The sequence below is a fragment of the uncultured Brachyspira sp. genome (assembly GCF_949287625.1).
Taxonomy (GTDB): domain Bacteria; phylum Spirochaetota; class Brachyspiria; order Brachyspirales; family Brachyspiraceae; genus Brachyspira.
On the sequence record NZ_CASEGO010000056.1, the window covers coordinates 1 to 16,632 of the forward strand.

13 protein-coding genes are annotated in these 16,632 nt (G+C 27.7%); 7 read left to right on the forward strand and 6 right to left on the reverse strand.

The annotated features are described in order from the left end of the window. Nucleotides 1–135 precede the first annotated feature (135 nt). Entirely contained in the window at nucleotides 136–1,251 is a 1,116-nt protein-coding gene (locus Q1X91_RS09585) for an acyl-CoA dehydrogenase family protein (protein ID WP_300756422.1), read from the reverse strand. 56 nt (nucleotides 1,252–1,307) lie between these two features. After that, nucleotides 1,308–2,498: a ferritin-like domain-containing protein gene (locus tag Q1X91_RS09590; protein ID WP_300756425.1), complete on the reverse strand. Its 1,191-nt coding sequence runs from the start codon at nucleotides 2,496–2,498 to the stop codon at nucleotides 1,308–1,310. Nucleotides 2,499–3,047: 549 nt separating this feature from the next. Between Q1X91_RS09590 and Q1X91_RS09595 the strand changes: the two genes are divergently transcribed. From Q1X91_RS09595 to Q1X91_RS09625, 7 genes are all read left to right on the forward strand, one after another. Further along, nucleotides 3,048–4,652 carry a peptide ABC transporter substrate-binding protein gene (locus Q1X91_RS09595; RefSeq protein WP_300756427.1) on the forward strand — a complete coding sequence of 535 codons (1,605 nt, stop codon included), beginning with the start codon at nucleotides 3,048–3,050 and terminating at the stop codon, nucleotides 4,650–4,652. A 464-nt stretch (nucleotides 4,653–5,116) separates the two neighbouring features. Next, on the forward strand, nucleotides 5,117–5,356 hold the full coding sequence (locus Q1X91_RS09600; protein ID WP_300756428.1) for an FmdB family zinc ribbon protein: 240 nt from the start codon (nucleotides 5,117–5,119) through the stop codon (nucleotides 5,354–5,356). A gap of 58 nt (nucleotides 5,357–5,414) precedes the next feature. Next, a complete protein-coding gene (gene rlmN, locus Q1X91_RS09605; RefSeq protein ID WP_300756431.1) occupies nucleotides 5,415–6,443 on the forward strand; it encodes a 23S rRNA (adenine(2503)-C(2))-methyltransferase RlmN in 1,029 nt (342 codons plus the stop codon). 77 nt (nucleotides 6,444–6,520) lie between these two features. After that, nucleotides 6,521–9,232 (forward strand): DUF4132 domain-containing protein, encoded by a 2,712-nt coding sequence (locus Q1X91_RS09610; protein WP_300756434.1) that lies wholly within the window; start codon nucleotides 6,521–6,523, stop codon nucleotides 9,230–9,232. Then, nucleotides 9,229–9,951 (forward strand): polyprenol monophosphomannose synthase, encoded by a 723-nt coding sequence (locus tag Q1X91_RS09615; protein WP_300756439.1) that lies wholly within the window; start codon nucleotides 9,229–9,231, stop codon nucleotides 9,949–9,951. The genes Q1X91_RS09610 and Q1X91_RS09615 overlap by 4 nt, the downstream gene beginning before the upstream one ends. A gap of 5 nt (nucleotides 9,952–9,956) precedes the next feature. Next, nucleotides 9,957–10,943 carry an ABC transporter substrate-binding protein gene (locus Q1X91_RS09620; protein WP_300756441.1) on the forward strand — a complete coding sequence of 329 codons (987 nt, stop codon included), beginning with the start codon at nucleotides 9,957–9,959 and terminating at the stop codon, nucleotides 10,941–10,943. A 15-nt stretch (nucleotides 10,944–10,958) separates the two neighbouring features. Beyond that, nucleotides 10,959–11,945 (forward strand): ABC transporter substrate-binding protein, encoded by a 987-nt coding sequence (locus Q1X91_RS09625; RefSeq protein WP_300756444.1) that lies wholly within the window; start codon nucleotides 10,959–10,961, stop codon nucleotides 11,943–11,945. Here Q1X91_RS09625 and aroA read toward each other — a convergent pair. From aroA to Q1X91_RS09645, 4 genes are all read right to left on the reverse strand, one after another. Further along, on the reverse strand, nucleotides 11,940–13,202 hold the full coding sequence (aroA, locus tag Q1X91_RS09630; protein WP_300756447.1) for a 3-phosphoshikimate 1-carboxyvinyltransferase: 1,263 nt from the start codon (nucleotides 13,200–13,202) through the stop codon (nucleotides 11,940–11,942). The two genes, Q1X91_RS09625 and aroA, sit on opposite strands and share 6 nt — an antisense overlap. Nucleotides 13,203–13,226: 24 nt before the next feature. Then, a complete protein-coding gene (gene ftsY, locus Q1X91_RS09635; RefSeq protein WP_300756450.1) occupies nucleotides 13,227–14,186 on the reverse strand; it encodes a signal recognition particle-docking protein FtsY in 960 nt (319 codons plus the stop codon). Nucleotides 14,187–14,341: 155 nt separating this feature from the next. Then, nucleotides 14,342–14,950, reverse strand: coding sequence for a rubrerythrin family protein (locus Q1X91_RS09640; protein WP_300756453.1), 609 nt, complete (start codon nucleotides 14,948–14,950; stop codon nucleotides 14,342–14,344). 322 nt (nucleotides 14,951–15,272) lie between these two features. Next, entirely contained in the window at nucleotides 15,273–16,460 is a 1,188-nt protein-coding gene (locus Q1X91_RS09645; RefSeq protein WP_300756455.1) for a PLP-dependent aminotransferase family protein, read from the reverse strand. Between the last annotated feature and the right edge of the window lie 172 nt (nucleotides 16,461–16,632).

Consider the following 16,632-nt stretch of genomic DNA (forward strand, 5'->3'; position numbering starts at 1 on the left):
TCATAGGTATTCCTTTGGGGTTATTTATAGCAATTTAAATTATAAGGAATACCTTCTTTTTTTAAAATAAAAGTGTGCAATATCTATGGCTCTTAAACACTCCTTAAATACAAATAATATTTTCTTAATTTTATTTTATAATACTATAGCATAACCAAGCCAAGTTTTTAATACATCAATACCAGGTGCCATAACAGGAGCAGCCAAAGCATCTCTCATATATCTTTCTAAAGGAAGTCTTTTAGCATAAGCATTTCCTCCGCCCAATTTCATAGCTTTTTCACAGCAGTATGCAGCAGCCTCAATAGAATTAATTCTGCATCCGAATACTTTTAAAGTAGCATCAGCTTCTTTATTTTCAACTGCATTAGCAGCAGCAAATGTAAAGTCAACAGCCGACTGCATTCTAGTATATATTTCAGCTAAATTAACTCTAACCATTTCTATATCAGCTAAAGATTTTCCGTCAGTATATTTTCTATTTTTTGTATAGTCCAATATACAATTATAAGCATTCCTAGCAAGTCCGCTATAAACAGCACCAAGACCAAATACAAAATATGCAGTAATACTCATAGCCTGATTTCCGCCGTCCCCTTCTTTTCCAACTCTGTAGAATGTATCAAGTTCTACATCATTATAACAAACAGGCATAGAAGCATTACCTCTCATACCTAAACCATCCCATTTATTTTCTTCATGAACCATTCCATTTAATTTGTGATTAACTAACCAGTTATTTAAAGTACCTTTATTTTCACAGGAGTTTGTGAGAGTTAAATAATAATCAGCAAATAAAGCACTAGTTACAAAACTTTTTCTTCCTTTAAGTATGATTTTATCGCCTGATTTAGTTTCTGTCATATCAGGACTTCCAAAATGTGTACCGCTTCCGCTTTCACTATAAGCCAAAGCAAGTGCTATTTCACCTTTAGCTATTTTTGGTAAAAACTCTTTTTTCTGCTCATCGCTTCCAAAAAATACTATAGATAAAGTTGCTACATTATGCATCATATAACACAAAGCTGTAGTAGCACAATAATTAGCTAAAGCATGAACAACTTCTGCATGTTCTCTGGCTCCGCCGCCCATTCCGCCGTATTCTTTAGGAACTACTAGACCCATATAACCTTGTTTTCTAAGCTCATTATAAGCTTCTTTTGGGAATCTTGCATTTTTGTCTACATCTTCCGTATAAGGTGCAACATATTTTTTTGCAAATTCAATTGCATCATCAAAAATTTTACTCATTTTTTAATTCTCCTTTTTTAAAATATTTGTAATTTATATAAAAATAATACTGATAATCACATGAAATTAGGCGTATGTCTTTTAGATATATCAACAGCTAAATCTTCATCTATACCTATATCAACAAGCCTTTGAACTCTATTAATATGCATTTTTTCTTTAAGATCTCCTACCAAATCCATACCTGTTTTATACTGACTATATGATGTACCGCCGCCTGCTAGAAATGCCATAGACTCTATAAGCAAAGTAGATTCTCCGTTTAACTCATCTAAATATTCTTTTCTTTTAAAAACTGCTTCTTTTAAAATATTAACTTTTTTAGGATTGTATTTTAAAACTTGTTTTATATGATTCATGCCATAAGCTACATGTCTTAATTCATCTATTCTAACTAATCTTAAAAGTTTTTTAGTAGCTTCATCTTGTGTGTATTTTTCTAAAAAACTTAACAAATCTACAAAAGTACCTTCACCCATTATATGAAGCAAAAAACTAGATTTTAAATAATTATTTTCTTTATACAAAGTATATAATGAATTTTGAGTTATTATTGAAGAATACTGAACTCCCATGCCATTGATATTAGCCCTTCTAATAAAAGCATCTATATGCCTCGCTTCATCATTCATAAGTGATGACAAAAATAAAGGTACTTCATAAAAATAAGGACTTATTTTTGATATGAATTTACTAGGAACATATAAAGCAGAAAATTCATTCTCAGTTAAATATGTCATAATTTGTGCTATAGCAAATTCCATATCCTTATCATAATTAGGTATTTCATTCCATTCTATATCTGAAGAACTATTCCACTGGCTCTTTTTTGTATCTTCGTAAAGCTTTGTTATATTATTATTCCATATATCTTCTTTATAATCCAAATCAAAACCATAATCAGGTGAACCATTTTCAGCTACACTGTTTCTTGGTGCAAGACCTATATTTGATTCTGGATAGCTTCTTAATTCTAATTTATCAGTGTCAAATTTAGGAAAATTAGTGCTAGATTTTTTCTTAATATAATAACTATACAATTCTTTATTTTTTATTTTATCAAGAAATGTTTCACCTTTAAATACACAGTACGATTTTAAATCACTTTCCAAATTATCAGAAAATGAAACTATTTCTATGATATCGTCTTTATCTGATATTAAAAGAGAATTTTCTATTCTAAAGAAAAAAGATTTTCCTATAGGCAAATCACCTAAAAATATACTTCTACTAACATTATAATTCATAAAGCTTCCTTAAAAGATAAGTGTAATATAATAATATTGTTATTTAGAATAAACGCACGGTTTATTATAGAGAGATTGTCTCGGGAAAATAAAAATTATTGTAGAAATAAATAGACATATAAACATTTTCTAATAAATACATTTTTTTATCCCAATCAATTTATTATTATGTATAATAACATGAAAAACATTAAAGTCAATATATTGAAAACAAAAATTATATTAAATAAATATAAAATCAGTTATAAAAAACATAAATACATATAAAAAAATGAATTATTAAAGTTAATAAACATTTTAATATAATCATTTTAAATCTTCTCTAGTATAATATCTTTTAATTTATTTTCATTTATTGTATACTCGTTTAATTATTAACTTCTTAATTTAAATAATTTTCTCATATATGATATTTTATTAATAATATTTTTAAATTTTGAAATATACAAAAAATATATCATATAAAAATATCAAAAACTAATTTATGGTTGACAATACAAAATTATAAAATATAATTCTCTCCAAATAACTATACTAAGGTTAGGTACGATGAAAAAGTTTTATTTAATAATGATCATATTTGCTATCTTTATATCATGCTCTAAAAATAACGCATCAGAAAATGACAGTACAATATGTGTTAATCTAGGCTCAGAGCCGAAAACTATAGACCCTGCTCTAAACATAACATTACAAGGTTCTACTTATGTAACTCATTTATTTGAATGTTTAACTACAAAATATAAGGACATAGAAATACAGCCAGGTGCTGCTGAAAGCTGGGATATTTCTGATGACGGACTTACATATATATTCCATTTAAGAACAAACGGTAAATGGTCTGATGGAAAACCATTAACAGCTCAGGATTTTGAATATTCTTGGAAGCGTGTTGTTGACCCTCAAACTGCAAGCGAGCCTAGTTATTTATTTGAGCCTATATTAAATTTTTCAAATGTTAATGGCGGATATTTGCCTGCAGATGAGTTTGGAATAAAAGCAATAGATGATTATACTTTGGAAGTTAAACTAGAATATCCTACTGCATACTTTTTAGAACTTGTAAATCTTCCAGTATTTTCTCCTGTAAGAAAAGACATGGTAGAAAAAGATCCTGATAACTGGACAAGAAATCCTGAAACATGTATAGGAAACGGTGCTTTTCTTTTAAAAGAGAGAAAAACTGATGAAAGCATCACTGTTGTAAAAAATACAAATTATTGGAATGCTGATACTATAGCAGCTCAAGAAATAAAATTTGTACTTATGGATAATCCTAATTCTTCAGTAGCAGGAGTCAAAGAGGGTTCTTTGCATTTTTCTGATCAATTTCCTTATCAGGATATAGATACATTAAGGGCAGAAGGCTTGATTGATACTGCAACTAGAATAGGAACGCAGTATTATGCCTTAAACACTACAAACGCTGTTTTAAAAGACAAAAGAGTAAGACGTGCATTATCACTTGCTATAGACAGAAACTATATAGTAGATAATGTATTAAAATCTGGAAGACCTGCAGGGGCATTAGTACCTTGGGGAGTTACTGATGCTGAGGGTTATTTCAGAGATAATGCGGGAGAATATATAAGCACTAATAAAGCGGATTATCAAAAAAATGTTGAAGAAGCTAAAAGATTAATGGCTGAGGCTGGTTATCCTAATGGGGAAGGCTTCCCAGTATTAGAATTTGCACTTACATTTAGTAATGATATACCTATGTTTGAGGCGGTGCAGAATATGTGGAAAGTTAATCTAGGAATAGATGTAAAACTTACTCAAATGGAATTTGCTCCTTTTATCCATGCATTTAGAACAGAAAGAAATTACACTATGGCAGCAGCTAGCTGGACTGGAAGCTATAATGATCCTACAACTTTTTTAAGTATGTTTGTAAGCTATTCATATAAAAATCACTCTCTATTTACAAATAAAGAATTTGATAATGCAATAATAACTGCTTCAAAAACAATAGATCAGAACATTAGAATGAAAGAACTGCATAAAGCAGAAAAAATACTTATAGAAGATGAGGCTGTTATAATACCTATAGCATACTTTGAACCTGCTGTATTAAAAAGTCCAAGACTGAAAGATGTATTTTATATTCCGTTTGCTCAGTATAAATTCTCATATTCGTATTTAGAGAAATAAATAATTATAAAGCTTATAAAAAATTAGTTTTGATATAAATTACATCTATTTTATAAAAAAGATTTTATAAAATAGTCATGCTGCAATATCATAGATATATAGTGATATATTATAAATAATATTTATAATTTTAATATAATAGACTTGTTTCAAAACTATTTTTATTTATAATTGCGGGGACTAGCCCCCGCACCCCCACTTCTTTTGGTGACCCAAAGAAGCAAAAAGACTACATATTTACATATTAAAATTATAAATTATACAACATGTAAAACATATGATTTGCATGATAATTAATATTATATAATTTAGCATAAAACAATAAACTATTAAAATTATTTGTCAAGTACTTTTAAAACAAGTCTAATGATATATATTATCTGTAAATAAATATACTTGACATATTTTTATTCACATAATATATTTATTAGCAATTAATTTTTAAAAATTAAAAAGGAAAAATTATGCCAACTTATGAATATAAATGTGAAAACTGCGGTCATGAATTTGAAGAGTTTCAATCAATAACTGCAGAAGCTAAAGCTACTTGTCCAGAATGCGGCAGCGAAGCTAAAAGAATGATATCTTTAAATAGCGGTATCATATTTAAAGGAAAAGGCTTTTACGTAAATGATTACAAAGCAAAAAACAGTGCTGCAGGCTCTTCAAGTTCTTCCCCTACTCCGCCTACAAAAAGCTGCTGAGGAGTTTGATTAAAGGCTTATAGGTTATAAGTTAATTTAAAAATATATACAAAAAACTATGTCAAAAAAAATATCTATAATGAATGTTTCAGAAGAGGATTTATCTAAATTCTGTGAGGAAAATAATTTTCCAAAGTTCCATGCTTCTCAGGTACTTGATTGGATATATAAAAAGTACGCTGTAAGTTTCGAAGATATGAGCAATATACCTAAAACTTTAAGAGCATTACTTGATGAAAACTATTTTATACATAATTCAAAAATAGAAACTATATCTGAAGATGAATATGGAACAAGAAAATTATTAATTTCATTATATGATAAGAAAAAAATAGAATCTGTTATTTTACAAAAAAAAGATAGAGTAACTTTTTGTCTCTCATCGCAGGTAGGATGCGGATACGGCTGTGCTTTCTGTGCTACTGGAAGTATGGGGTTATCACGTAATCTCACTGCTGATGAAATACTTGCTGAATTTATTTTAATGAGAGCTGTTACAAAAAAGGTAAATTCTATTGTATTTATGGGTATGGGTGAGCCTTTGGCAAATACCAAAAATCTCTTCAAAGCCATAGAAACAATTAACTCTTTTAAAGGATTTAATTTAGGTATAAGACATATTACTATATCAACTTCTGGTGAGGTAGTCGGAATAAAACAGCTTATAGAAAAAGATTTGGACTGCCGTCTTGCTGTTTCTCTGCATTCATTAAAAAATGAAGTGAGAGATAAAATTATGCCTATTAACAAGAGATATCCTATTGAAAACCTTATGGCTGTACTTAAAAGATACAGTAAAAATGGAAAAAGAATGATAACTTTTGAATGGGTGCTTATTAAAGATATTAATGATTCTGTTAATGATGCTTATAGACTTGTAAATTTAAAAAAAGAGTTTCCTTTCAAAGTAAATGTTATTCCTATGAATCCAGTAGAACATGCCCCCGAACTTCAAAGACCTAATAAAGATATTATATTGAGATTTAAGTCTATACTAAAAGATAATGGTATTGAGGTAGTAGAAAGATTTAAACAAGGTCAGGAAATTTTGGCAGGCTGCGGACAATTAGCTGTAAAAAATTTATAAAATACATACTATTTATTTTTTGTATAAATAATAGTATAATAATACTTAGATAAAAGTTAATTAATTAAGAGTTTTTTATGGAAAAATTTAATAGTTCTTTATTTAGCAGAAGATATGAGGGCTATAACTTAGAAAAGGAAATATGCATAATTAACAGAGGCATAGTAGAAAATGATGTATATGCCCTAGATTTTCTAAGAGAAGCTAATTATACATACAGCAAAGACAGGGATTATTTCTACTCTCTCTATTCTAAACTAGAAAAAAGCAATAACTGCGGAATATATTTAATATTAACTGCTATTCTCCTAAAAAAAGGAGATGAAAAAGCTAATATGAAAATAGCTGAAAAAAAAATAGATTTTCTTATGCAGAAAATATACGACTCTTATTATGCTAAATATAATATAGTAGAACATTTAGGCACTCCAAATAGTATTACAGTTATTAATGATGATATAATATATGAAGATGATAAAAGATATGAACTTATTAAAAGATTTCATGTAAAAAAATCGGCATTTGGATATTTTAGTGCTTTAAGTCCATATACTCCATATAATTTGAAAAAAACTCCTAACACTAATGATATTTTATTCATAAAGAAATCACTTCTTACAAACTACAGAATATATTATATACTTTTATTAGCTGAATATTCAAAAAAAGCAAAAAGACTCCTAAATATTATATTGAAAACTAATAATTATAAAGCTTTAATATATTTAATATTAACAGAAAAAGAAGGATTTAATATAACATATAAGGAAAGCCTTGATTATTTAAATGCATTTGATATAACTTTATCAGATATCATCATATCATATATATTTTTCTACTCTTATAATGATAGAATATCATATTATGATTCATTTGCTGTACAAATAAAAAATAAAGAGTTTAATAATTTTTTCTACTCTCTTATAAAGAACAACAGCGACTATTTTGAAAACTTATTTTCAAATAAAAATTTTATAAAAAGAATAACAAAAAACAGCAAAAATTTCATACCATTTTTAAATGAACTCTACAGTAAAGAAGTAAATTTTAACTCAAGTAAAGTGCTATGTTCTCTTCTTGAAAATAAATCAAAAAAAATAAGACAGGCTGCTATAAAAATCATTAACCGCAAGAAAAAAGAATCTTATGAATATTTAAAAGGTTTGGATAGTGATTTAGCAAAAGATATATTAAAAAAATGGAAAAATAAAAAGATTATTAATTCTGGTTTTAAAGATATCAATACTCTTGTAAACTTCGTTAATAAAAACTACAATAAAAAATATGAAAAAAACCTATTATGTATAGATGAGTCTATGCTCTATGGTGTTGTAAGCAAAGACACTAATCAAAATATTCCAATCATAGTAATGAAGTATATATATATGGAATATTCAAGATTAAAAAATCCTACAAAAATAAAAGATTTGGATAAACTTATATCATATTTTGATTTTAATTCATTTGTAACTGTAATAAAAAATGTATATGAAAAATGGATTCATGAAGGTGCTGATACATCTTATAAATATGTAATGATACCATATTTAGTATATGAAAATGAATATAAAATAGATAAAGTAGTTTATAAAATAAAAGAATGGTGCGAATCTGGAAGAATATCTCTTGCTAATTATGCCATATCTGCATTAGCTTCTAATGGCAGTATTAACTCTCTTATAGTTATTGATTATATATCAAGCAACTTTAAATATTTCCAAATAAAAAACACATCAAAATTGGCATTTAAATCCGTTGCTAAAAGATTAAACATATCTGAAGATAAATTAAGCGATAAAATAATACCTGATTTTGGAATAGACTTAAACGGTACAAAAACTCTTAAAGATGACAAATATTCTTTTACTATATATTTAAATGAAAAATTAGATATAGATAAAATATTAGACAATAATACCAACAAATACATTAATAAATTAGATAAATACAGCAATTTAGATAAAAACCTTTTAGATGAATTTAATAGTATAAAAAATCATATAAAAATATGCTATAAATTCCAAATAAGCAGATTGTATAAAGCATTAATGACTGGAAAAAGATGGACTATCGAAGATTGGAGAGATGTTTTTGCAAAAAACTATATTATGAATATATTGGCTGATATGTTTATATGGACTCTCTACAATAAAAATAATAAAATAGTAAAACATTTAAAATATAGCAGAAATGATAATTCATTCTATACATTGGATAATGAAAAATATAAAATAAATAAACAATATCAATTATCATTAGCAAGTCCGATAGAAATGTCTAAAGAAGATATAGAAAAATCAAAAACACTTATTTCAAAACTAAAAATTAAACAGCCTTTTAATCAAATGCAGGAAATAAAATTTCATTTTGAAGAAGGAGATATAAAAGAAAATATAATAGTAAAATATAGAAATAAAGAAGTAAAAATAAAAACTTTTAAAAGTTTAATAGATACATTAGATATGGAATTGGATTATGAAAACTCTTATATAGTAGGATACAAAATAATAGACTATTCTATATCTATAGGAGTAAAAATAAATTTAATAGGAATGGATAATGCCATAGAAGATAATGATATAATATTATTTGGAGATATAGTATTTTATAAAGTAGATACTAATGAAGTATTCTCATATAAAAATATTATAGACCCTACAGCATCAAATTTAAGATATGTACACTATATAATGTTTAATATAGATAATCATATAAAAAGAAATGCAAACAAAATAAAAAAAATAGAAACTATACAAAATAGAAACAGAAGGATAACAGACAATAAATGAAAGCGATTATAGTACTTCCAACATACAATGAAAAAGATAATATAGAAAAAATGATAAACACCGTATTAAATCTGCCTGAATACATAGAGCTATTAGTTGTAGATGATAATAGTCCTGATGGAACTGCAAGTATTGTAGAAAAGTATTTAAATAATGAGAGAGTTCATCTATTAAAAAGAGAAAAAAAAGAAGGATTAGGACCTGCATATATTGCTGGATTCAAGCATTCATTTCAATATAATCCAGACTATATAATAGAAATGGATGCTGACTTTTCTCATGATCCTAATTTTGTAATTAAATTTATAGAAAGAATGGAAGAAGAAAAACTTGATTTGGTTATAGGATCAAGATACTGCAATGGAATAAGTGTTGTAAATTGGCCTTTAAGAAGACTATTTTTATCATATTATGGAAATAGATATGCTTCATTTATATTAGGTTCAAAGATTATGGATATAACAGGCGGATTTAAATGTTTTAAGGCTTCAGTATTAAAGAAAATGAATTTTGATAATATTCTTTCTGCAGGGTATTCTTTTCAAATAGAGATGAACTATTCTTTTGAAAGCAACGGATACAAAGTAAAAGAAGAGCCTATTATATTTTATGAAAGAAGAAGCGGGCAATCTAAAATGTCAAAAAATATTATAGCTGAAGCATTATTTAGGGTTGTGCGTTTGAGATTCAGAAATAAAAAGAAATATTTTAATGGATAGTTAAAATGAAAAAGATAATATATATTATTTTTTATCTAGTTTTCATTATTTCATGTAATTCAAATGAAGTTAAAGAATTTGAAAAAGAAAATACAGAAAATAATTTTATAAAGATAAAGGTAGGTTACATATCGGATTTTGCAGGAGCTTCTGCAATTGCGATAGCAAAAAAGAAAGGATTTTTTGAAGAAGAAAATTTGGATGCGCAGTTATTTCAATTTTATAATGGTCATTCTGCTATATTATCAATAATTTCTAAAGAGATAGATTTTTCATATATAGGACATGCAGCTCATAATTTAATCATAAACGGAAAAGCACAAATTTTAGTTCCAAATTCGATAAGTAAAAGCGAAAAAATAATAGTAAATAAAGATTCTAATATTAATAGTATTTCAGATTTAAAAGGAAAGAATGTAGCAGCTCATTTCGGAACATCAGGCGAAATTATGCTTTATATGTCATTCAAAAAAGCAGGATTAAATAAAAAAGATGTTAATCTTATGAATATAAACATAACAAATTTGGAAAACTATCTAATAAATGGAAAAGCTGATGCTATATCTACTTGGCTGTATCTTACAAACGATTATAAGGTGCTGGCTTATATTACAAACTATTCAGATGATATTATATTAACAAGCAGCTTTGTATCTAGTTTAGAATATATTAATAAATATCCGCAAATAGCAGAAAAATTTTCAAGAGCAATATTAAAAGCAATGGATTATAGAAAATACAATATAAATGAAGCCGCTGAATTAACAGCAGAACTTATAGGAAATAAAGCAGATGATGTAAAAAAAGAAATAGACAGCGGTATATGGTTTTCATCATCAGATATAGAAAATGCTTTAAAATCAGACGATATATTAAGATGGTATGAAGCTCAAGAGCAGGTATTTTTATATTATGATACAATAAAAGAAGCCGTACCAGTAACAAATTATATACAATTAGAAATGCTTAAAAATATAGTAAACAACTTGTAATTTAAGGAAGATTTTATGAAGAAAATAATTTATATTCTTTTTATGATAATCAGCATCATATCATGCTCTAATAAAGAAGAGAAAGAAGAGAAAGTTCAAAAAACAAAAATAAGAGTAGGATATTTATATGAATTTGCTGGGGCTTCTGCTGTTGCTGTAGCTAAAGAAAAAGGTTTTTTTGAAGAAGAAAATTTAGATGCTGAATTATATGAATTTTTTAACGGACATGCGGCTATTTTGTCTATGATATCAGAAGAGATTGACTTTGCATACATAGGACATGCGGCTCATAATCTAATAATAGACGGGAAAGCACAAATTTTAATACCGAATGGAATAAGCAAGGGTGAAAAAATAATAACAGCTAAATCTAATAATATAAATACAATCTCAGATTTAAAAGGAAAAACTGTAGCTACCCATTTTGGTACATCTGGAGAAGCTATGCTGCTTGTAGCTTTAGAAAATGCAGGACTTACAAAAAAAGATATTAATTTATTAAATGTTAATATCACCAATTTGGAGAATACTCTTATAAATAGAGAAGCTGATGTTATATCTACTTGGGAGCCTTATACAACACATATAAGCGGCAGTGATTATAAAATGCTTGCTGATATTACTAATTATTCTGATAAAATTATATTAACAAGCAGTTTTGTATCTACTTTGGAATATATCAATAATCATAGGGAAACAGTATCTAAATTTTCAAGAGCAATATTAAAAGCAATGGATTATAGAAAGGATCATATAGATGAAGCTGTAGAGTTTGTATCAAAACTTAATGGAAACAGTATATATGCAATAAAAGAAGAAATAGATACTGGAATATGGTTTTCATCATCGGATATAAGTAATGCCTGCGAATCAGGTGATATATTAAAATGGTATGAAACCCAGCAGAAAGTATTTTTAAACTCACAAATAATTGATAAAGATGTACCAGTTACAAATTATATACAATTAGAACTATTAAGAAGCATATTAAATACTTTATAATACCATATTAACACCAATACTTCTAAACTGCTCTATAAAGTTAAAAGATGATTTATTAATAGACTGAGCATCATCTATTGTGATAGGATTATCTGAAACTATAGAAGCAACCGCAAGAGACATAGCTATTCTATGATCATTATGAGAAGTTGTTTTTCCGCCTCCCAATTTTTCTATTCCCTCTATAAAAATCTCATTTTCTGTAACTTCTATTTTTGCCCCTATTTTACTAAAGCTGTCTTTAAGATCATTTATTCTGTCGCTTTCTTTGTATCTCAATCTTGAAGCATTGTACAATTTTGTTCTTCCCTTTGCTGTAGAAGCAAGAGATGTTATTATAGGAGCTAAATCTGGAATATTTGCAATATCTATATCCATAGCATTAAGCCTGTTTGCCTTTTTTATAGTTATAGAATTATCATCATTATAAATTATAGGTGCTCCCATAAACTTAAGTATATTAAGTATTTCTTTATCACCCTGTATAGAATATTTATTAAGTCCATACAAAGTAATCTCCCCTCCTAAAGCACCAGCAGCAGCAAAAAAAGCAGCATGCGACCAATCAGATTCTACTTCATAATCAGTAAGAGAATATTCCTGATTACCGTATACTTCTATTACATCGTTTCCTTTTCTCAAAGTTTCTATATTAGCATGTTTAAGCGTCTTTAATGTCATCATAACATAAGGTGCAGATTCAAGTTCTCCTTCTATTATAATCTTTGAATCTCCTTCCAATAAAGGCAAAGCAAATAAAAGTCCGCTTACAAATTGACTGCTAACATTACCAGCAACTTTAAACTCACCGCTTTTTAATTTGCCAGATACTTTAAGAGAATCCTCATTAATAGAAAACTCTAGTCCCTGTTCTTTCCATATATTTTTATATACTTCCATAGGTCTTGAAAATAACTTTTTAGATCCGACAAAAGTGCAGTTAAGTCCAAGTGCGGATACAATAGGAATTAAAAGCCTCAAACTAGTACCTGATTCTTTTACATCTATAGTTAATTCTTTTTTATATTCTTTTTTAGGAACAACTTTAAGTCCGTCATCAATAAGTTCTAAATCTGCAAAATTAGAAACAGCCTCTTTAGTAACTTCTATATCGATACTTACATTATCAATCCAAGGTTTTATAATATTAGGACTTTTAGATAAAGCAGAAGCTATTAAAGCTCTATGTGCATCACTTTTACTCATTTGAATATAAACAGAACCAAAAATTTCTGAAGGTTTAATAGTTAAAGGCATAACAATAACTCCTAAATACAACTTTTACTGCAATATAGAATCTACAAAACTTTCAGCATCAAATTCCTTAAAGTCATCAACCTTTTCCCCAAATCCTCCATAGTATATAGGAAGAGCTAAATAATGAGCTATACTTATTGCAACTCCGCCTTTAGCAGTGCTGTCTAATTTTGAAACTATAGCACCCTGTATATTTAAAGCATTTGTAAAAACTTTAGCCTGTTCTATTCCATTATGTCCTACATTAGCATCCAATACCAAGATAGGTATAAAATTAAATTCACTGAATCTTTCAGTGGCTATCTTTTTCATTTTCTCAAGCTGTCTTACCAAATTTTCCTGATTATGAAATCTTCCAGCTGTATCAACTATTACAATATCAGCATCTGCAGCCTTAGCTTTATCCAATGCTGAGAATAATACACTTGCAGGATCTCCAGCCTGCTGACCTTTTACTATTGTAACAGAAAGCCTATTAGCCCACTCTTCTAACTGTTCTATTGCTGCTGCTCTGAATGTATCCGCTGCTGCTAATATTACTTTATGATCTTTCTTTAAGATATTGGCTAATTTTGCTATTGATGTAGTTTTACCAACACCATTTACTCCAACTATAAAAAGTATATTTTTATCTTTTAATTCTATTTTTTTGGATATAAACTTTGATATTAAAATTTCTCTTAAATATTTTTTTGCTTCTGAAGGATCCTTTATATTTTCTTTTTCTATAGCCTCTCTTAATTTTGAAATAATATCTTTTGTAGTTTCTACTCCAGCATCGGCCGTTATCAATGTATTTTCCAAACTGGCAAAAAACTCATCGTTAATAGATGAAGTATTAAAAATTGATGATAATGAAAATTTGCTTTTGGCACTGGTTAAAGACACTTTAGGTTTGCTTTTAGATTTTTTCATTAAAACTAAAAGTATGATAAGTATAACTATAACAGCACATGCTATTATTATAATATTCATAGATGACATTTATTTCTCCAATTAAAAAAATTATTGAAAATATTATATAAGCTATTAATATTTTTTCAAGTTATAAATTGTTATATAATATAAAAAAAGCATCGATAATAAAAATTATTATCAATGCTTCTTTTGCCTCTTTTATAATAAATTTATACTTTTAATTAATTAAAAACTTGAAAAGAACTAGCTGTAGCATTACATAAAGGACATTTGCTAGGAGCACTTCCTGCTTCTATATATCCGCAAACTGGGCATAGATAATATCCTTCAGGTAAAGTTTTATTAGCATTTAAATCCTGCATAGTTTTAGTATATAAGCTAGCATGAGTTTTTTCTACAGCACCTGTTCTGTTCATTAAATCAGCAACATTTTTATTTTTTTCAGCAGAAGCTACTTTACTGAATGCAGGGTACATTTTTGTATATTCATAAGTTTCGCCAGCTATACCGCTTTTTAAATTATCAACATCAGAAGAAGTTTTTACAGCATTAATTGTAGCTTTTAAAGGAGTTGATGATAATTTAGAAGAAATAGCAATCTCATTTAAAAGTTTAGCATGTATAGCTTCAGCTGCAGAAGCTGCTCTAAACATAGCTGCTACGCTTTTATTTTTTGCTACTTTAGCATATTCAGCATAAGAAGCAGAAGCATTCATTTCACCATTATATGATTGTGATAAACCGTCCAATGTAGATTTAGCTGTTTGTCCGTATACAAAACTAGCAAAAACAAATGATAATAATAAAAATAAACTAATTTTTTTAATCATACTTTTTTCCTTTTTTTAATATAGTGTTTAGATTTTTATATATGAGAGGCAGTCATATACGATATAAACAGTTTATTTCGAAAAAAGGTTAAATAAAAAAGCAATATTTTTTATTATATTATATCTTTTTAGTTAATAATGAATACGTTAAAATATTGTAAAATAATTAAAACATATGTTAGAGATATATTACAATTTTTTATATACTCCATACCTGTATGATGTTTCTAAAAATTTACATATTTTAAAATATTAAATTAATTATTATGCAATAATAAAGGGGCTTTATAAAGCCCCTTATATCATTCTTATTATAAAAATATTATTTACGCATATCTTTAATAACTTTTGCTAGTATAGACATACCTTTATCTATATCTTCGGGTTTAGAGTTAGTATAATTAAGTCTTAAAGTACCTAATCCTCTTTTAGCCTCATAGAAAGGCTCTCCCGGAACAACAGCAACTCCAGCCTCAGCAGCCTTTTTATAAAACTCAACTGCATCAATTCCTTTAGGAAGCGTAGCCCATACAAACATACCGCCCTCTGGGTGTGTCCAATGCATATCATCTGGCAAATGCTTATCCATAGCTTCAAGCATATATCCGCATTGTCTTCCATACATATCTATAATTTTTTTGATATGTGCATCATAATCATTGTCTTCAAAATACTGAGTAACAACCACCTGAACAAATGTACTTGTGTGCATATCTATGAGCTGTTTATACTCTGTCATTTTCTGCATAAGCTCTTTAATTCCGCATACTATCCAGCCTATTCTCAAACCAGGTGAAACTGTTTTTGAGAAAGTACCCAAAAGTATAGCCTGTTCTCCTAAATATGTATAAAGAGATCTTTGATGCTCACCTTTAAATCTTAATTCTCCGTAAGGATTATCTTCTATAAAGAATGTATCCTTGCCTTTCATTATTTCAGCTATTTTTTCTCTTACAGCATTTGTATAAGTTATTCCTGTTGGGTTTTGGAAGTTAGGAACTGCATAAAAGAATTTATGATCATACTTATTCATAGATTCTCTAAATTGTTCTACATCTGCTCCATCTTCATTCAAATCAATAGTTTTAATATTAGGATTATATAGATGAAATGACTGTAAGGCTGCTAAATATGACGGATCTTCCACCAAAACAGTATCACTTGGATCTACCAAACATGAAGAAATAACATCTAACGCCTGCTGTGAGCCGTTTGTAATGAGAATATCTTTTGCTTCTACATTAATACCTTGTTTTCTGTACCTATTGGCAATAAACTCTCTTAAAGGTCCGTATCCTTCAGCACTATTGTACTGCAAAGCATAAGTACCTTTAGTTTCCAATACTTTAATAGCTGCTGCTTTTATTTCCTCTACTGGAAAAGAAGCAGGATTAGGCAATCCTCCTGCAAATGATATCAAATCACCTTTTGCAGCTACTTCTAAAATCATCTTAACAAAATTACCTTGAAAATCTTCTTGTAATGCTCTTTTTGATAATCTTAATTTCATAATCCTATCCATTTAAAAAATTTCTTAAATATTATACACTACTATTAACAATAATGCTATATTAATTTACAATTTTTTTGCACGGGTTCCATACATATTGCATTTAAGTATTCCTTAATTTCTTAAAGTATAGCATAGGAGTATCATAATTTAAAGTAGAATGTATTCTTTT